The following is a 19,148-nucleotide window of genomic DNA, read 5'->3' as shown; positions in this document are numbered from 1 at the left end:
AAATGTTCTTGCTAAGTGTTACTTAGTTCTGCACAGGGCCATGAGTTCACCCCATCCAACTTCAACCCATGGACAGTCAACTAGAGTTGCACTGATTTCTGTCCATGGTGATCCTGCAGTTGAGATCGGTGCTGAAGAAGCAGGAGGCCAAAACGTTTATGTCCGCCAAGTGGGTGAAGCGCTAGCCCACTTAGGCTGGCAGGTGGATATGTTCACCCGGAAAGCACATGCCCAACAAGCTGAGCAGGTCCAACATTGTTCCGGTTGTCGCACCATTCGCCTAACTGCAGGTCCTACGGAATTTGTCAGTCGAGATGACATCTTTGGCTATTTACCCCAATTTGTTGATGAGGTTTTAGGATTCCAACGGCAAGAAGCCATTCAATATCCTTTGGTACACACCAATTATTGGCTTTCTAGCTGGGTCGGTATGGAGCTGAAAAAGCACCAACCACTAGCCCAAATGCATACTTACCATTCCTTGGGAGCCATCAAGTATGCCAATGTTCCCAATATTCCTGCCATCGCGACAACTCGGCTCGACATTGAAAAGAAGTGCTTAGAAGCAGCGGACTGTATTGTGGCTACCAGTCCCCAGGAAAAAGCGCATATGCGATCGCATCTTTCATCCCTGGGCAATATCCAGGTTATTCCCTGCGGCACCGACATTGATCGCTATGGAGCGATGACGCGAGCAGAAGCACGCCAGAAGTTGGGTATTCCTCCCGATGCGAAAGTCGTGTTCTACATTGGTCGTTTTGACCCCCGCAAAGGCATTGAAACCCTCGTCCGAGCCGTGGCGCAATCCCAATTTAGAGAGAATGACACCTTACACCTGATTATTGGGGGCGGGAGTCGACCCGGAGAAAAAGATGGTTTAGAACGCGATCGCATCGAGGGTATCGCTCAGGACCTCGATCTGGCAAACCATACACAATTCCCTGGGCGAATTAGCAATGACGAATTGCCCTACTACTATGCTGCAGCCGATGTCAGCGTAGTGCCGAGTCACTATGAACCCTTTGGCCTAGTAGCCATTGAATCAATGGCGAGTCGAACACCTGTCATTGCCAGTGATGTAGGCGGGCTCCAGTTCACCGTTCTACCTAATGAAACCGGCTTACTAGTCCCCGCCAAAGATAATGCTGGATTTGCCCAAGCCATTGACCAAATTTTGGCAGATCCAGCCCTGAGTAAACAATGGGGACTAGACGCCCGCAAACGCGTAGAAACGACCTTTAGCTGGCAAGGTGTGGCACAACAGTTAAGTCAACTCTACCAACAGCATATTTTATCAATCACAACCTAAACCGATTGCGGTTGAAGCGATAAACACCCGTTTTTTTGCCTCTTAGCAATTGTTATACAAAAGTTATACCTATTTTTATCTGACGAAAACATGTTTGCAAACATGGGACTGCCATAGTAGATGAGTTGGCCTACAGTAAGTATTTTTTACTGAGCGCCAAATACGATTCACTGGACCGATTAGCCATGTCTTACGCCACATTACTCAAAGAACATGTTTCCACTTCTATTAAAACTAGTTCTGTTGCTCGCCAAAGCTATCAGCCTTACATATTAGTGATGCCTGAGTATGTGACACAAAGCCAACAACAATACATGGAAAATTTGTTTCAAGTTATTTGTGAAGCGATCACTTCCAATAAATATATTGTTCTAGATTTTAAGAACACTCGCTTGATCGATAGCTATGGCGCACAAGTGCTTGCAGAACTCTTTCAAACAGCCTACAACTTCACAGTTGGACTAGGTTACATCCATTTGTCAACTCAACTGGAGTGCCGTCATTCTATTACTGGCTATTCTCCATTAGCTTCATTTTAAACTAATAGATTCAATCTGAACTTAATCTATTTTCTAATTTTATAGATCCAAAAATTTAAGCTTCAGAATCAATGAGTTGCATAAAATTTTATGCAACTCATTTCTATTAAAAAACATAAGAAATACTAATCAATTAATCTCTTGACATTACAACTAAGCAGAGAGAATAAGCTAGGAGAATAAGACACAAAAGTACATCTTTCAAGACACATAGAACACACAAAAGGTATTTGTTAATGAGAACTATAAAATCGTTTTTTTTGAGTGATGGAGATGATATTTGGGGTGGCTGGGAAGATCTAGTCGACTATATTGTTTACGGCAAAAAAGGTAACGATAAACTCTACGGTTATAACGGCAACGATACCCTCTTTGGTGACGAAGGTAATGATGAGATATACGGCAGCTTAGGAGACGATTCCCTGGATGGTGGCGATGGCGATGACACCCTAAATGGCGGTGCTGGAGACGATACCATCAGCGGCCAAGGCGGCAATGACCTCATCTTTGGAGACGTCAGTGACGATTTCCTCTATGGCAATGACGGTAATGACCTCATCTACGGGTTCGAAGGCATCGATTTCCTAGATGGCGGCGCAGGCAAAGACTCTCTCTATGGCGAAAACGATAACGATACCCTCTATGGCCGGGGGGGAGCCGACCTTCTGGATGGCGGTGCAGGAGATGATGTTCTCTACGGTAATGGCGGTAAAGATGTTCTCTATGGATACACGGGTGAGGACACCCTAGAAGGAGGCAATGGCCATGACACCCTCGATGGCGGCATTAGCAACGACAAACTTTGGGGTGGAAAAGGCAACGACTCCCTGAATGGAGGTGCTCAAGATGATGTGCTCGACGGTGTGCGATCATCCAACAACAGCCACACAGGCGTCAACACCATCGATACCTTATTAGGCGGTGAAGGAGCCGACACCTTTGTCCTCGGAGATTCCATCTCGGCCTATTACGATGATGGGAATGCCACCACAGCTGGCGACAGCGATTATGCCGTTATTCAAGACCTCAATCGTCTTCAAGACAGCATTCAACTCCATGGCAGTGCCAGTGACTATGTAGTCTCCGATATTCCCACCAGCCTGCAATCTCAATTTTCTGGCGACAATGCCGGCATCTATCTAGACACCAATAGCAACGGCACCTGGGATAACACCGACGAACTGATCGCCGTCGTCGAAAACGTCAAAGCCGACAGCCTCGTACTCTCTGCCAACTACTTTGACTATACCGATAACCCTAATGCCACTGACTGGCATCCGGCTAATGATTCCAATTGGGAACTGGTCTTTCAAGATGAGTTTGATGGTACATCCTTAGATGATTCTTTCTGGAATACTCGCTATACCCACCATAATCACTACAATGGTCGGACCAACCTCTGGAACAACGAAGCCCAATACTATGTAGGGGACAACGAAGTCATTGATGGCGTCACCTATGACGGTATGGACATCGAGAACGGTACTCTCAAACTCCTCGGCCAAAAACTGGACCAAGGCATTGCCGCTGACATCATCGACCCCCTCGCCGGTTACGCCAATACTCAAACCTTCGACTACACCTCCGGGATGATCTCCAGCCACAACAAGCAAGCCTTTACCCACGGCTATATGGAGATTCGGGCTCAAGTTCCCAGTGGTGAAGCTTTATGGCCCGCCTTTTGGATGCTGCCCACCGATGGCGGCTGGCCTCCTGAAATTGATGTGATGGAAGTCCTCGGTGACCAAACGGATCGCATCTTCACCTCCCTGCACTACGTCGATGGTCAGTCCAATATTTCCTCGGAAAGTGGGGAGCAGGTATTTAGCAATATTGACTTCAGTGCTGACTTTCACACCTTTGGTGCCCAGTGGGATGCCGATAAGATCACCTGGTTTGTAGATGGGCAAGCCCTGTATGAAATCACCCATGATATTCCCGATGTGCCCATGTACCTGATATCCAATCTGGCGATTGGTGGAGATTGGCCTGGGCAACCCACTGCCAACACCCCCGACCAAAGTGCTCTCAATATTGACTATGTGCGGGTCTACCAAGATGCCTCTGGCATTCTCCATGGTGGAGTAGCCGATGATATTTTGAGTAAGGATTTAGGCGACCTGGCCGGAGAAGCAGGAGATGACATCTTGACCGGTGGAACGGGGGACAATCACCTAGATGGTGGCATCGGGGACGATACGCTCTGGGGCAGTGAAGGTCTAGACACCATGATGGGTGGTCTCGGTCTGGATCAATTCATCTTGGGAGATGCCAGCAGTTTGTTCTATGACGATGGCGATGTCAACATCAGCGGTATGGCGGACTATGCCAATATCCTCGATTTTGCCCTCAGTGATGATGTAATCCAATTGCAAGGGAATGCCACAGATTATGTGCTGGGAATGGCTCAAGATGGAGTCTCCACAGAAATCTGGCATAAGCAATCAACAGATGAGTTGGTTGCAGTGGTTGCCGATGTTACTCTCAGTGACTTTAGTCAAGGATTTGCCTTTGTCTAATGAACAGGCATCTACTTGAATGATCCTAAAAAAGACCCCAGCAATGCTGGGGTCTTAAAGCGCGAACTATTCTACTCAAACTATGGGGCTTAGTCAGCAGCCTCAGACTAGAAGCTCATCAAAGCTGCAATTTGACCTACAATCCCTTGTCCAGTTAGGACTTCAGTGACCACGGCCAAGGAAAAACCAACCATTGCAAGACGACCACTTAGGGTCTCTGCAAAGCTGGTGAATCCAAAAGTTTCATTCTGTGTGCTCATGACATGTGACTCCGTAATTGCTAGGCGTTTTGCCTGATGGATACGATTGTAACGACAATACAAAGAAATAACAATGTTTATTTGACAATGTTGATCATTTATATTCTCTATGTATCGATAGCTACGAAATCAGACATAAGTGTGCTCAAATCCTTTCTCTAAGGAAAGTATGAGTTTCAATCTAAACTTCAGATCTCAAGCCTCACCGTCTCCATCAGAAATCCATCCTTCTGCTATCCATCCCCAAGTAGCTTTATATTGAGATGTTTGTAACGGCATATGTAAATTTGCTTTTACACATACCTGATTCCCAGTTTGATCAAATTCTTGGAGCAACGATTCTGTCGCAATGCGGTTCCCAATGCGGTATCTAAACCTCAGTCAGTCGTTCAGCCTCAGCAGGCTGTGTCCCCACGTCACTCGACTGAGCCAAGTAGACCCCCAATAAGACAACGAAAAAGGCTGTCCATTTAAATAGCGTCAAGCTCTCTGCAAACAGCACCCAAGCCGTCAGGGCTGCTAAGACTGGATCAAGGAGCAGCAAGATGCCAACAAGTCCTGATGACAGCCGCTTCAAACTAAAGGCTTGTAGTCCTTGACCTAACACTTGGCAAACAATGGCGAGACCAATCACTGATAGCCAACCCGAAGCTGAGATCGGAAATAAGCGGTCTTCGGTGAGTAACACCACCGGTAAGGTCCAGATTGCCCCCAACAGACAGCACCACTGGAGGATGGTATTGACCGAAAACTTAGTCCTCAGTCGCTCAATAATCATCAAATTGGCGGCAGAAAAGACTGCTGATAAGAGGGAGGCCAGATCGCCTGTTAAATGGGAGGTGGAAACCTGGAGATCGCCCACTCCCAAAGCAACAGCCCCTGTCATAGCCACCACTAGCCCTAAAACAAAGCGGCGATCGAACCGCTGCTGTAACAGTAACCATCCGCCCAGGGTGGTGAATAAAGGGGTGAGATTATGCAGCAGCGTTGAGTTGGCCACTTCTGTACGAGTCAGAGACCAAGCCCACAAGGCAATGCACCCCCAAAACATCAGGGCAGCAGCGACGAGTAATCCTTGATCCCGTCGGGTATATTCGATCTCTTCTATGGCGTCTGTAGGTCCTCGGAGACTCTCCCATTCATGCCAAACCCAAAGGACAATATAGGCCACCCAAAAGCGATTAAAGATGGTCGCGAAGGGTCCCAGTTCTCGTTCGCTTAATTTGATAAAAATAGCGGCCAAGGATAAGGCCACAATCGCCCCTAGCATGGCTAACAACGGGAACAGTTCTGCTGAGAATCTCCAAGGCTGCTTGATCTGCAATAGTTTGGGTGTCATAGGGTGCACCTTTGCTTCAACGCACAAACTGAGACTCCCTAAATTGTTTTAGGGATATTTTTGATGAGAAGCGAGTTAAAACGCTAACGAATCTAAAAAATACTTTGGCTAGAGCATTAATCGCCCTATTTGCTTACAATTGTCTCACCCTCTTGCAGCCTTAAAAATTTCGATTTGAGCATTCAAGGTAAGATGCAGCCAGCGTCAGGGGAGATCACGCCAGGTTATAAGGCAGGTGGTTAGGGATAAAGCTTGCCAATCAAGGGTTTAGAGGTTTACGGCACCCTACACTAAAATGATGTAAACCGATAAAAAAACTATTCAACAAACACTTTAATTTCATTGATTTTTGCTACATCTAAACGCAGAAGCCATATAAATGCGATATCTACATAGAAGCTTGTAAATCCATCATCCACCTACTCCCCTTCGGTTGCTTATATGTGTTTGTTACCGGTCAGCTCAATATGAACATCTCTGTAGATGCCCAAATCCCATTCCCCAGATCCCTTGTATTTGCAACTTACCGGGACAAGCTACAAGAACTCTTGCCCTATATGGACAATGTGCATCATATTGAGCCCAAGACCTATCGCCAGGAAGATCAACGGGTGATTTGTACTAATGAGTGGCATGGGGGCGGTGATATTCCCACCATTGCTAAGGCGTTTATCGACGAGCAAATGCTGTCTTGGACCGAACATAATATTTGGAATGAAGCAGATTTTTCATTGGAGTGGCGGATTACCACCCATGCTTTCACCGAGGCGGTGTCTTGTTCCGGCAAAAATCTGTTTCGAGAGCAGGGAGACACCACCATTGTCGAAAACAGGGGAGAGCTAATCATCTACCCCCAGAAAATTGATGGCATTCCCGACTTTTTACGGAGTCAAGTAGCGGGGTTTGTGGAAGAGTTGCTGAGTCAGAAGATTGGCCCTAATCTCACCCAAATGGGGATAGGGGTTCGCCGATATCTAGAAAAAACGACCCCTTAGCTAGACTGGATAACGCGATCGCTGCAAAGGTTCAGCAGAATTTTGCAGTCGGTACCACCAAAGCTAGAACACTGCTTGCGAGCTTCTTGCTCAGCCACCTGAATGTCTTCACTCCACGCCCAACCATAGGCTCCAGATGTGGCGCGAACTACGCTCCCACAGGCATTTTTAAACCAAAACAAGGCTTGGCAATCTTTGGCAGGGGCACGCTGGTTACATTCTTGTAAGGCCCGTTTTTCAGCTTCAGCTTGTGATGGATAACGCAACCCATATCCATAGGTACCTGTGGGGATGGAATAGGCGATGGCAGCAAATTGCGACTCAACAGGTGGAGAAGTTTCTGGCGTCGGACTAGGTGTGATGTCTGGCGTCGGCGATATCTCAGGCGTTTCACTAGGCGATACGCCAGGGCTAATTTCGGTGGGATCAGGCTCCTCAGTACGACCCGCCAAAAGTCCAGCCATTACTGGCCATAGCTGTTGAACTGCTACAAAACTCACCACAGCAGACGCGAGTGCGATCGCACTCAGTATCCCTACTTTTTTCGGGGTAAATCCGGGCGATGGCTCTAGAAGAGACTGAGTTGGAGCTGCGATATCCGTCGGCTGCACATCCGGCGGAGGAGTAGGTTGAGGTGTGGAATAGACGGGCGCGGGTGGAGGAGGCGGAACGGCCGCATCAGCCACCGTCTTCATACTGCTATCTCGCAGTGCTTGTAAAAAGTCAGGCGCTGAGGCGTAACGATCACGGGCAGCCAAGTTGATGGAGCGATCAAGAACTGTGGCAAGCCCCGGTGACACGTTCAGCACCGATTGATGCCAGCGTAACTGGCTGGTCTGGGGATCGATATTCAGCTCATGGGGAAATTTACCCGTGAGCAAATAAATCGCAGTCAACCCCAAACTATAGAGATCGCTCGCATAGGTGGGAAATCCTCGGGATTGCTCCGTAGACATAAATCCAGGAGTACCAATTACCACCGAACTTGTCGGCTGCCCCTGGGCATTTACCACTGTCCCGAGGGTTTCTTTCACCGCCCCAAAGTCAATCAAGACGGGTTTACCATCCTGGCTGCGCAAAATAATATTTTCTGGCTTAATATCCCGATGAATAATGCCCCGCTGATGAATGAGATCAATAATCGGCAGCAACCGCATCAAAATATCGAGTACAGTCGCCTCACTCAGGGCACTTTGGGTCTGAATCACTTCTGCTAGCGTGCGGCCTTCAATCAGCTCTTGGACTAAATAGTATTGATGGGCTTCCGTAAAGTAGGCATACAGCCGGGGAATTTGATCTGACACATCTCCCAAAGTTTCCAGGATGGCTGCTTCTCGCTGAAACCGCTCTTGAACCAGGGTTTGAATCGATGGGTCAACACTCACGGGCTTGAGCTGCTTCAAGACACAACGACGCCGGGAAGGCATATGGGTGTCTTCCACCAAAAATGTGGTGCTAAAACCACCGCCCCCCAAAACATCCAGAACTTGATAACGGTTATTTAAGAGTTTGGTCATAACAGCTCAGTCTCAACCCGTCTCTCAGTCATAACTTGAGTCTGACCTCAAGCGCCATTTGTATATGTGTCAGTCTGCCCCCATCACCGCAAAAACTTGCGAGTTCGTGGCTTGCCCAGAGAATCACCCGTTGCCAAAACGGTAACCCTCCTTTTATTGTGATTGAGCTTACTTATTGTGTAAATAACTCAGACGACACCCAGGGCAGGAGCCGACCCAAAACTCACCCATTATTGGGAGTTCTTGAATTTAGACATTAATATAGTGTTTAACTTCCCCTTATTTAGCGATTGGCAACCGTTAAACTATCTCTAAAGTTGTGATCAAGACTCGTTACCCACGACAGGAGTGCATGTGCCGTACTTAGTGGCTCCCCCTAATGCACCAAATCCCAAATCCTACACTTTGGTTACAGGATCCAATTCGATTGGCCGGGGATTAGATAATCATATTGTGTTGATGCACCCGAGCTTATCGCGTCACCATGCTGAGCTCAAGGTCCAAGAAAATGGTCAAGCCGTTCTCAAGGATCTAGATAGCCTCAACCATACCTATGTCAACGATCAGCCGATTCAGCAATGCCAGCTCAAAGATGGTGATCGGGTCCGGTTTGGGACCATTGATATGCAAATCACCTGGAACTTGACGGCTACCATTCCTGAGCCGACTTCCCCCAATCCACCACCGGATCAGTCCCTGTCCATCATTAGTCGCTTTGCCCCTGAAAATACTCGAATTGAACTGCAAGATTTACTAGAACCCGAAGCCCCCGGCGAATCCGGCGTGGGTTTGAAGCTCAAACAACAGGACGATCAAACCCGCTCGGTTGATAAGCTCAAAATTTTGCTAGAAGTCAGTCAACAGCTATCGTCTCCCAAAGAGCTGGAAGAACTGCTCGATAAAATTCTGGATTTGCTGTTCGAGATTATGACCGTCGATCGCGGTTTAATTCTCTTGGTCAATCCTCAAACCCAAGAGCTAGAACAAAAAGCGATCAAATTCCGCAGTGGCATTCCCACCGGACTCCGCTTTTACAGCACTACCATCACGAATTTTGTCTATGAGTCGGGAGAAGGGATCCTAACGGATGATGCCGCCCGCGATCGCAGGTTCCATGAATCGCGATCCATCGTCCAGCAGGCGATTCATGCCGCCATGTGCGTCCCCCTCAAACCCAGAGATGAAGTGATTGGAGTCTTATACACGGACAATCTCTCCGTCCGTGCCCTCTACTCTGGAGAGGATTTGGAATTTTTGGCTGGATTAGCGAATCAGGCTGCGATCGCAATCGACAATGCCCATCTCTACAAAAAAATTCAAACGGAAGCCGTTCTACGCACCAAACTAGAACGCTTTTTCCCGCAAAACGTCTGGCGAAAATTGAGTGAGGAAAGCCAATTAGAGGTGATTGACACCAAAGTCACCGTCGTCTTTGCTGACATCAGTCGGTTTACAGAGCTATCCTCTCGCCTCGAACCCCGCCAAGTCATCACCATGCTAAATGAATACTTTAGCGTCATGGTTGAGGGCATCGTCTTTCGATTCGAAGGCACCTTAGAACAATATATCGGAGATGCCCTCTTGGCCGTCTGGGGAGCCCCCTATCAACATCCCAACGACGCGGAGCGGGCAGTCAAAGCCGCCATCGCCATGCAAAACGCCGTCTCCAAACTCAATCAACGTTGGGCTAAACGGTGGAACTTTAACATTCAGATTCATATTGGTGTTAACACCGGCGTCGTTGCTGCCGGCAATATTGGTTCTGAACAACTCTTCCAGTACGGCACCATTGGCAATACCACCAACATCAGTAGCCGTATTTGTGACGTGGCCCGCGCCGGTGAAATCCTGATCTCCCAAAGCACTTTAAATGAGCTGCATCAATGTGACGCACCTCTCCAACAGTTGACTCCAGTTCAAGTTAAAGGCATCCAAGACCCCATTCAACTGTATCGTCTGCTCTGGAACCAGAAAAACCCTCCTGCCCAAGGGCAAGCTGTAATGGCTAGCAAGCCTTAAAATCTTCTGGTGCAGTCCTAGCACTAGCCATCCCACGGCTACCAGTACGACTCCCACTTATCTATTAAGCATTCACAAACATCGTTTGAGATGTATATCTTTCTGTCTAATTTGTATAGGCAAAAAAAACATATTGCTTGAGTTTTATATATCTCCGATAGAAATTAAATCCAACTATCAGCTTATGACATAAATACTCCATGATTTTCAAGTTAGATAGCATTCCTTTTTGGGCAATATTGGAATATCCAATCTGAATGAAGAGTCATTCTTTTTCTGCTTTCGTACTCACGACAAATAGAAAACTTACTCTTTCTTAGCAAAGATATTCTATAAAAGAATACTCCGCAAACACCAGATTGAGCACATCAAATTGACCAATGTCTAGGAGTCTGTCATGAGAATGGAATTCAAAGGTTTTCATCCCAAAGATGCAAACAGTGATGTCACTATAACCCTTACAGAAAGCGGAATTGAATACTCTAACCCCAGCACTCGGGCTTTTCAATTTATCGCCTATACACAGGTGGCTGGCTTCTCAGGCTGGTTACCCACCTATGGCTCATTACACATCTATAGCAGCAATCCTAATCTCACCATCCATCTCAACTTTCCTCAAGAAGTTGCCGAAGATTATCTGCGTCAAATCCAAGATATCCTCAAAGAAAAGGTTGGACCAAAAACTACGAATCATTTAGTTGCTGCTATGGCTTAATTAATAGTCAAATCTAAACTATTTTCAATAAACCTTACATCTATCTGAGGCAATTTTTGCTGGAGTTTGTCGTCTTTACTCCGCTCAATTGCCTTTTTATTTGGGCATCCTAAGAATAACTGATAAAAAAGCTGGATTTTCAATCCCTGATAACAAAATGACGACTGGACTGCTCATTGGCCAATTAGCCAGTAAATTTGGTGTCTCTCCCCAAGCGATTCGCTATTATGAGCAACTCGGGCTACTCAAACAACCTGAACGGAATCGATCCGGTTATCGACTCTACACCATAGCAGCCCAAGAGAGATTACAAATTATTCGCAGTGCCCAAAACTTTGGCCTTTCCCTCCATGAAATTAAAGAACTGCTGGACATCGGCGAACAGTCCAAAGATGCTCAACAGCGCATGCAGCAGATGGTGGCCTGCCATATCGAAGACTTAGATCAACAACTCACAGAACTCAACCAAACCCGACAGCAGCTCGGACGCCGGTTTGAACAATTACAGCAGCTTAGCACCGTCGGCCCCCAATCCCAATCTCTCTTAAAACTGCTGCAAACGATTGAAGACCAAAGTCTGACAGTCCTTGAGGGAGACGAAGATATCAGCAGAGGCATGCTGGCAAAATATGCCGCAGGCGAACGCCATTTTGCGGGCCTGAAGTTGATTGGTGCTAAATTAAGCGGCACCCTACTCAGCCATGCCAATTTCAATCGGGCTGAGCTGATGCTAGCGAGTTTGAATGAAGCCGCCCTAGAGCAATGCACATTTCGAGAAGCCTATCTCAGCGGAGCCGATATGATCGGAGCCTATCTCAAACAAGCTGACTTATCCCATGCAGTTCTCATTGGCACAGATTTAAGTGAAGCCACCCTCACCGAAACCAGTTTAATTGGCAGCAACTTGGGTGGTGCCTGTCTATGTGAAGCCGACCTGCGAGGTGCCAACCTCAGCGAAGCCATTCTCATGGGAGCCAATTTGCAGGGAGCAGATTTACGAGGGGTTAACCTCTTTGGCAGCAATTTAATCGATGCCAATCTTGAAGACGTAATTGTGGATGAACCCATCGTGGTTGATAACTCAACCGTTAGCTATCCACAACCTGTTCCTTAATCCATATCTCAACCATCGTTTCTGATCTACCGGACTTCACCTATTCATGGAGTCCACAAACTGTCCTATCTATTCGTGTCAATTACATAAGTTTTTTTTATAGCTTGATCTATTGACACTCCAGTTAACTTGAACAATTAGCGTTAAGAAGAATTACAAACCAGGGGGAAACCATGCAAGTATTTGGTACTGAAAACAGCGAAGCACTATTTGGCTCAGAAGCAGATGACATCGTCGTCGGCAATGAAGGCGACGATACCATTATCGGTGGCGAAGGCGATGATATGTGGCTTTCGGGTAACGAAGGTGATGATGTCGTTAAAGGTGGCACGGGCAACGATACGCTCTCTGGCAGCCAAGGCAACGACTGGATGCATGGTGATGAAGGCGGTACCCAAAACTGGCAACAAGATGCCAATGGCAACTATATCTATAGCGGTCCAGTAGATGAGAGTGGTGCGGGTTTCGCTGATCCCAATGCTATTAGCGGCACCCAAAACGACGACCTCTTACTAGGTGGCGTTGGTAATGATGTCCTCATCGGTGGCTTAGGTAAAGACGCCATCATGGGCGATCAAGGCGCAGACATGATCATTGGTGGTCAAGGAGATGACTACTGGCTAGCCGGTGAAGCTGGCGACGACACCCTGCATGGAGACGCAGGCAACGATATTCTCAGTGGCGGCGAAGGCAATGATTTTGTCACCGGTGGCACAGGCAATGACAACCTCCTTGGCAATGAAGGCCAAGATACTTTATTAGCGGGTTCTGGTACAGATTATATCGACGGCGGTACTGGCGCTGACTTACTAGATGGCGGTGCGGGTGCCGACACCCTTAAGGGCGGTCTGGGAGATGACAAAATCCTAGGGCAATCCGGCAACGACATCCTCATGGGAGAAGCCGGCAACGATGAGCTGATAGGGGGTGCGGGTGACGACTATTGGATGTCTGGCGGCGAAGGCAACGATGCCCTCTACGGCGAGGAAGGTAACGACATCATGGATGGGGGTGAAGGCAACGATACCCTCTATGGCGGTGCCAATGATGACACCCTCACCGGGGGAGCAGGCGACGATGCCCTGTTCGGCGGCGAACAGGTGGACCATATGGATGGGGGTACTGGTACAGATACCTTATCCGGGGGTCAAGGCGATGACAATATTCACGGTGGCGAAGGCGACGACCTTATTACTGGCGAAGGTGACCAAGACGTTCTTTACGGAGATGCGGGACAAGACACCATCAGCGGTGGTGCTGGTCATGACTTTGTTAGTGGTGGATTAGGCGATGACCTGCTCTCTGGAGATGAGGGTATGGATGCCATCGAAGGTGGCCAGGGCAATGACACCATAGACGGTGGCGCGGGTAACGATGGTTGGCTCTCCGGTGGCGAAGGCGCTGATTTAATCGATGGCGGGGCTGGCGAAGATGTGATGTCCGGTGGTGAAGGTGCAGATATCCTCCTCGGCAACACGGGTAATGATGTCCTAATGGGCGATGCGGGTAATGATTACCTGAATGCTGGAGAAGGCAACGACTACTGGGTTGACGGTGGTGCAGGCAATGACCTCGTTGAAGGCGGCCTCGGCAATGATGTCGTTGCGGGTGGGGCAGACCAAGATACTGTTAGTGGTGGCGACGGCAATGACACCGTCCTCGGTAATGCAGGCGATGACGTTCTCACAGGTGATGCCGGCAATGACATCGTCGATGGGGGCGAAGGCCAGGACCAGCTCAGTGGTGGTCTCGGCAGTGACACTCTCAGCGGTGGTCTCGGCAATGATGTCTTAGAAGGAGATGCCGGAAACGATGTCCTCAAAGGCGATGCTGGCGATGACATTCTTAAAGGGGGCGAAGGAGATGACTTTTGGGTCGACGGTGGTGCTGGCAATGACCTCGTAGAAGGCGGTCTCGGCAGCGACATCGTTTCTGGGGGCGAAGGAAATGATACCGTTTCTGGGGGTGAAGCCGATGATACAGTCCTCGGCGGTGCCGGTGATGACCTACTGACCGGTGACGCTGGCAATGACATTCTCCAAGGCGATGCTGGACTTGATACGCTATACGGCGGTGCTGGCAACGACTCCTTGGGTGGCGGCGATAATGCCGATCTCCTGAAAGGAGAAGCTGGCTTAGACATTCTGGAAGGGGGCGCTGGCAACGATACCCTCTTCGGTGGAGAAGAAAAAGACGTCCTTATGGGTGATGCCGGAGATGATGTCCTCTCAGGTGATGCAGGCAACGACTACTTGAGCGGCGGTGAAGGCGCTGACCAACTCAGTGGTGGCGACGGCCAAGATGTCATTGAAGGGGGCGAAGGCGCTGACGTCATTTCGGGTAATGCAGGTAATGACGAATGGCTCTCCGGTAATGCTGGAGATGATTTTATCGATGGGGGCAGCGGCAATGATGCCATTAGTGGCGGTGCAGGCGCAGATACTCTCTTAGGTGGCGATGGCAATGACGTTGTGTTCATTGATGCTGCTGACACCCAAATCCTGGGTGGTGAAGGCTATGACATCGCCATGGTGGAATCGGCTGAAGGTGTCGTCTTTGATGCAGGTGCTAACAGCTTTAATGAAGCCCACGGCAATAGTGGGGATGATATTTTCACTAATACGAATGGTGCTGGTACTCCAGCTTCTACGACGGTTGCTTTGTTCGGTAACGGTGGTAATGACCAGTTATCCGGTGGCTCAGCTAATGACTATCTAGAAGGCGGCACTGGCGACGATACCCTAGCTGGTGGAGCGGGTGAAGATGCTGCGATCGCAGGTGAAGGCAACGACCTGATTTCCGGTGGGGCAGGCCATGACTACCTTGAAGGTAATGCTGGGGATGACATCCTCGAAGGTGGCACTGAGAATGACATGTTGGTCGGTGGCGACGGAGCAGATGAACTGTATGGGGGCGAAGGCTCTGACACATTGCTGTTCGATGCGGATGATACCGTAGTCGATGGTGGCGACGGTTACGACATCGCTCGTGCTCAAGGCAATCAGCCCGTCACCCTAGATCTAGGCGCTAGCCAAATTGAATTGGCCTACGGTTCTGGCGGCGATGATGTCTTTACCAATTCCGGGACCGAGAATGTTGAAATTCATGGTGAAGCTGGAGATGACAGCATCACTGGAGGCACCGGCCATGACAATCTCGATGGGGGAATCGGTAATGACACCATTCTTGCTGGGGCAGGCAATGACATTCTCTCGGGTGGTACGGGAGATGACCTCCTAGAAGGTCAAGAGGGCAACGATGTTCTCTCAGGCAATGCTGGGGCCGATACTTTATTGGGCGGCGCAGGTAACGATACCATTAACTTCGATGGTGACGATACCTTTGACGGTGGCGACGGTACAGATGTTGCCAAACTCCAAAGTAGCGATGGTCTAACTCTCAATATTGATGATGTCAGCATTGAAGAAATTCACGGTAATGCTGGGAACGACCAGTTCACCTCTAGCAATGGCACCAACATTAAAATGTATGGTCTGGCTGGCGATGACACCCTCACTAGCAGCAGCGGCAACGATCGTTTAGACGGTGGCAGTGGTAACGATGTCTTATCTTCTAGCGGTGGTAACAATGCCCTATTCGGTGGCGACGGCAACGATAGCTTGACTACCGCCGGGGGCAAAGACACCTTAGACGGTGGGTCTGGAAATGATACCCTCAGCGCTGATAGTGGAAACGACAGTCTGCTTGGCGGCAGTGGCGATGACCTCTTAGATGCCGGGTCTGGAAACGACATCCTGAAAGGGGATGCAGGTGCAGACCAACTCATCGGGGGCGCGGGCAACGATAAACTCTACTTCGATGTTGACGATACCGTTGTTGAAGGTGGTACAGGTACAGATACGGCTTACTTCCAAAGCACCTCTGACCTGAACATGAATATCGATGCCGTTGGTATCGAAACCCTTTCTGCCAACAGTGGTAATGACCAAATTACATCCACTAATGGTGCCAAAGTGAAGCTCTATGGCCAGGGTGGAAATGACACCCTCTCTAGTGGCAGCGGCAGTGACCGTTTAGATGGAGGTGCCGGGGATGATGTCTTGACCACGACGGGTGGCAACAACAACCTCAAAGGTGGATCAGGCAATGACACCCTCACCAGTGGCGACGGTAAAGACACCCTAGACGGCGGCAGTAATGACGATATCCTTAGTGCGGGTGCGGGTGCAGACCACCTCAAAGGTGGTAGCGGTAATGATGTGCTCGAAGGGGGCAGTGGCAATGACCAGCTCTTCGGTGGGTCTGGTATTGACACACTTCTAGGAGGAGAAGGAAATGATTCCCTTTATGCCGATACGGGCAATGACTTATTAGATGGTGGCGTTGGCAATGATGTTCTGTTTGGCAGCACTGGAAATAACCAACTGCTAGGTGGTGACGGGACCGATGCCCTCTATGCTGGCGCTGGCAACGATATGCTGGAAGGCGGTGCTAACAACGACACCTTAATCGGCCACGAAGGTAATGACACCCTTCTGGGTGGGAGTGGTGCTGATGTCTTAGTCGGTGCCAACAGCGACACCCTCAAAGGCAGTGGTTCCATTGACTATCTGACTGGAGATGAAGGTGCAGACTATTTCGTCCTCGGTGGTGATGTTGCCTACTACAACGACGGCGATGATACATCTGCAGGTCTGAATGACTTTGCTGTCATTACCGACTTCAATGGAGGTGAGGATATGATCCAACTCAGTGGCTCCGCATCCGACTATGTCTTAGGCGCTTCAGCACCTGGCATGGGCGGCACCGGAATCTATTTGGATTCTAATGGTGGTGCTGATGAGCTGATTGCTAATGTTATGAGTGACTCTGTTTTCAGCTTGGAAGACAGCTCTTTCATCTATATCTAGGGGCTCCTAATTCTGAAGTCGTAAAGCGGCCAAGACCCCGTAAAACTCCTTAGACTTTAAAGCGAAAACTGCTCTGGTGCTGCCAGAGCAGTTTTTTTGAGACTGATCAGAGTTTTGTGTAAGCGGTCTAGAATCCAAACACACCAGGAGACCGCATCATGTCTAGAAAGAAACAAGTACCCAATCGAGTTGATGAGCTATTGGATGAACTCATTGGAGAGAATCCACAGCCAGAGGATATTCTGGGCGAATCAGGACTGCTCAAACAACTCAGCAAACGCCTAGTGGAACGAGCCTTGGCAGGTGAATTGACTCATCACCTGCATCAATCCTCCGTCGATGAGCGTTCTCATGGCCCTAGAAACAGTCGCAATGGTTACTCGAAAAAGACCGTCCAGACTGAACAAGGAGAGATGGACCTATCGATTCCTCGCGACCGTTGCAGTGAGTTTGAGCCTGTCCTCGTGCCCAAAGGCCAGCGACGTATCGCGGGACTCGACGAGAAAATCATCGCCTTATATGCTCGTGGCATGACCACTCGTGATATTCGAGTCTCAATTGGTGGAGCTGTATGGGGCCAATATCTCTGAGGGTCTGATTAGTGACGTCACCAATAGTGTCATGGAGGAGGTTAAAGACTGGCGCTCAAGACCATTGGATGAGGTGTATCCGATTGTCTATCTCGATGCCCTGTATGTGAACATCAAAGTCAATGGCCAAGTCAGCAAGCGAGCCGTCTATGTCGCGCTAGCGGTAACTGTGGAGGGAAACAAAGAGCTGTTGGGATTATGGATAGGGGCTGCCGAGCGGGAGGGAGCAAAATTCTGGCTTTCAGTGCTCACAGACCTTAAAAACCGAGGCGCTCAGGATATCTTGATTGCTTGCTGTGATGGTCTCAAAGGCTTTCCCCAGGCGATTGAATCGGTCTATCCCGATACTCAAGTTCAAGTTTGTATCGTTCATCTCATTCGCAATAGTTTGCGCCATGTGCCTTGGAAGGAAAGTCGAGCCGTAGCTGCAGACCTCAAGCCCATTTATCAAGCGGCCACTTTGGAGGAATCTGAGGCTGCCTTGGATGCGTTTGCCAACAAATGGGACCAGACGTATCCTGGCATCAGCCAAATCTGGATACGGCATTGGGATAATATTGCTCCGTTGTTTAAGTACCCAATGGCCATCCGAAAGGTTATCTACACCACTAATGCCATTGAGTCGCTCAATCGCTCACTGCGAAAGGTGATTAAGACCAAAGCTGTCTTCCCGAATGAAGAGTCTGTCTACAAATTGATGTTTCTGGCGATGAGGAATATCTCGAAGAGATGGACCAGACCAATTTTGAATTGGAAGGCGGCGCTGTCCCATTTTGCTATTCTGTTCCCAACACGATTCAACTATTGAATACGTTACGGCTTACACAAAAATCTAAACACTCTCGTTTTTTTGTCTGCAAAATGTATATCCACAAAAAAACATTAGTCATACGTAAAGTCTTTCTATATATGGCTTTTAAGCCATCAGGTATATGGAAGAAACGCCAAGTATAATTTATTCTTATACAAATTTCTCTTGACTCTCAAGCTTACTGTAATGGTTAGTCTATATCTATAAGCAACCAACCCCGACTACCCCAATGACTCAGACCTCTCAGATAGCACTTCTCCAAAACATTCAAACCATGACTCTTCTCAACACCTTAAGCACAACTGCCTCCTATACTGAGCAGTCTCTCTTTTTATCTGACGCAGAAATTAAAAGTTTCATGCTGATCGATTTAGATGTAGAAAGTATGAATGAAGGGCTTGGAATTGAAGGAGAGTTGGCACATCTCTAGGCGAATGACCTAGCCTTACACCACATATCCAATATTGATCCCTTTGCCTTTCAGACAGCACTCCCCCAGACGCTTACAACCATGACTCTCCACAACACTTTAAGCACAACTATCTCCCCT

12 protein-coding genes and 1 pseudogene are annotated in these 19,148 nt (G+C 48.6%); 10 read left to right on the top strand and 3 right to left on the bottom strand.

The window, feature by feature from the left end:
* Positions 1 to 40 precede the first annotated feature (40 nt).
* The 3 genes from HRE53_RS13235 (at position 41) to HRE53_RS13225 (ending at position 4,367) form a co-directional block, all read left to right on the top strand.
* Positions 41 to 1,309, top strand: a complete 1,269-nt coding sequence (locus tag HRE53_RS13235; protein ID WP_212663849.1) for a glycosyltransferase — start codon at positions 41 to 43, stop codon at positions 1,307 to 1,309.
* A 185-nt stretch (positions 1,310 to 1,494) separates the two neighbouring features.
* Complete coding sequence (locus HRE53_RS13230; protein WP_212663848.1) at positions 1,495 to 1,848, top strand: anti-sigma factor antagonist; 354 nt, start codon at positions 1,495 to 1,497, stop codon at positions 1,846 to 1,848.
* A gap of 236 nt (positions 1,849 to 2,084) precedes the next feature.
* Positions 2,085 to 4,367, top strand: coding sequence for a family 16 glycosylhydrolase (locus HRE53_RS13225; protein WP_235110981.1), 2,283 nt, complete (start codon positions 2,085 to 2,087; stop codon positions 4,365 to 4,367).
* A 107-nt stretch (positions 4,368 to 4,474) separates the two neighbouring features.
* Here the strand turns inward: HRE53_RS13225 and HRE53_RS13220 are convergent, their stop codons facing one another.
* Together HRE53_RS13220 and HRE53_RS13215 are read right to left on the bottom strand one after the other, a co-directional pair.
* Complete coding sequence (locus HRE53_RS13220) at positions 4,475 to 4,627, bottom strand: chlorophyll a/b-binding protein (protein WP_212663846.1); 153 nt, start codon at positions 4,625 to 4,627, stop codon at positions 4,475 to 4,477.
* 370 nt (positions 4,628 to 4,997) lie between these two features.
* On the bottom strand, positions 4,998 to 5,966 hold the full coding sequence (locus HRE53_RS13215) for a DMT family transporter (protein ID WP_235110980.1): 969 nt from the start codon (positions 5,964 to 5,966) through the stop codon (positions 4,998 to 5,000).
* A gap of 467 nt (positions 5,967 to 6,433) precedes the next feature.
* On the opposite strand from HRE53_RS13215, the gene HRE53_RS13210 reads away from it, so the two are divergent.
* Entirely contained in the window at positions 6,434 to 6,961 is a 528-nt protein-coding gene (locus tag HRE53_RS13210; RefSeq protein WP_235110979.1) for a hypothetical protein, read from the top strand.
* On the opposite strand, the gene HRE53_RS13205 is transcribed toward HRE53_RS13210, so the two are convergent.
* Entirely contained in the window at positions 6,958 to 8,478 is a 1,521-nt protein-coding gene (locus HRE53_RS13205) for a protein kinase domain-containing protein (protein ID WP_235110978.1), read from the bottom strand. The genes HRE53_RS13210 and HRE53_RS13205 overlap by 4 nt on opposite strands.
* A gap of 354 nt (positions 8,479 to 8,832) precedes the next feature.
* On the opposite strand from HRE53_RS13205, the gene HRE53_RS13200 reads away from it, so the two are divergent.
* From HRE53_RS13200 to HRE53_RS13175, 6 genes and pseudogenes are all read left to right on the top strand, one after another.
* The gene (locus tag HRE53_RS13200; protein WP_212663843.1) at positions 8,833 to 10,497 is read left to right on the top strand and encodes an adenylate/guanylate cyclase domain-containing protein; all 1,665 of its coding nucleotides are present in this window, start codon (positions 8,833 to 8,835) and stop codon (positions 10,495 to 10,497) included.
* A 403-nt stretch (positions 10,498 to 10,900) separates the two neighbouring features.
* A complete protein-coding gene (locus tag HRE53_RS13195; protein WP_212666454.1) occupies positions 10,901 to 11,212 on the top strand; it encodes a hypothetical protein in 312 nt (103 codons plus the stop codon).
* Positions 11,213 to 11,369: 157 nt separating this feature from the next.
* Positions 11,370 to 12,326, top strand: coding sequence for a pentapeptide repeat-containing protein (locus tag HRE53_RS13190; protein WP_212663842.1), 957 nt, complete (start codon positions 11,370 to 11,372; stop codon positions 12,324 to 12,326).
* Positions 12,327 to 12,499: 173 nt separating this feature from the next.
* Positions 12,500 to 17,197 carry a calcium-binding protein gene (locus HRE53_RS13185; RefSeq protein ID WP_235110969.1) on the top strand — a complete coding sequence of 1,566 codons (4,698 nt, stop codon included), beginning with the start codon at positions 12,500 to 12,502 and terminating at the stop codon, positions 17,195 to 17,197.
* 158 nt (positions 17,198 to 17,355) lie between these two features.
* A pseudogene (locus HRE53_RS13180) lies at positions 17,356 to 18,595 on the top strand (IS256 family transposase).
* Between the two features lie 232 nt (positions 18,596 to 18,827).
* Positions 18,828 to 19,028 (top strand): hypothetical protein, encoded by a 201-nt coding sequence (locus tag HRE53_RS13175; RefSeq protein ID WP_212663840.1) that lies wholly within the window; start codon positions 18,828 to 18,830, stop codon positions 19,026 to 19,028.
* The last annotated feature ends 120 nt before the right edge of the window (positions 19,029 to 19,148 follow it).

The organism is Acaryochloris sp. 'Moss Beach', assembly GCF_021497025.1.
GTDB classification, from domain to species: domain Bacteria; phylum Cyanobacteriota; class Cyanobacteriia; order Thermosynechococcales; family Thermosynechococcaceae; genus Acaryochloris; species Acaryochloris marina_A.
This window is presented reverse-complemented; position numbering and strand designations above follow the sequence as displayed.

Coding starts and splice junctions, on each gene's coding strand:
- HRE53_RS13235 (WP_212663849.1), top strand. CDS start 41: ATGAGTTCACCCCATCCAACTTCAACCCATGGACAGTCAACTAGAGTT.
- HRE53_RS13230 (WP_212663848.1), top strand. CDS start 1,495: ATGTCTTACGCCACATTACTCAAAGAACATGTTTCCACTTCTATTAAA.
- HRE53_RS13225 (WP_235110981.1), top strand. CDS start 2,085: ATGAGAACTATAAAATCGTTTTTTTTGAGTGATGGAGATGATATTTGG.
- HRE53_RS13220 (WP_212663846.1), bottom strand. CDS start 4,627: ATGAGCACACAGAATGAAACTTTTGGATTCACCAGCTTTGCAGAGACC.
- HRE53_RS13215 (WP_235110980.1), bottom strand. CDS start 5,966: ATGACACCCAAACTATTGCAGATCAAGCAGCCTTGGAGATTCTCAGCA.
- HRE53_RS13210 (WP_235110979.1), top strand. CDS start 6,434: ATGAACATCTCTGTAGATGCCCAAATCCCATTCCCCAGATCCCTTGTA.
- HRE53_RS13205 (WP_235110978.1), bottom strand. CDS start 8,478: ATGACCAAACTCTTAAATAACCGTTATCAAGTTCTGGATGTTTTGGGG.
- HRE53_RS13195 (WP_212666454.1), top strand. CDS start 10,901: ATGGAATTCAAAGGTTTTCATCCCAAAGATGCAAACAGTGATGTCACT.
- HRE53_RS13190 (WP_212663842.1), top strand. CDS start 11,370: ATGACGACTGGACTGCTCATTGGCCAATTAGCCAGTAAATTTGGTGTC.
- HRE53_RS13185 (WP_235110969.1), top strand. CDS start 12,500: ATGCAAGTATTTGGTACTGAAAACAGCGAAGCACTATTTGGCTCAGAA.
- HRE53_RS13175 (WP_212663840.1), top strand. CDS start 18,828: ATGACTCAGACCTCTCAGATAGCACTTCTCCAAAACATTCAAACCATG.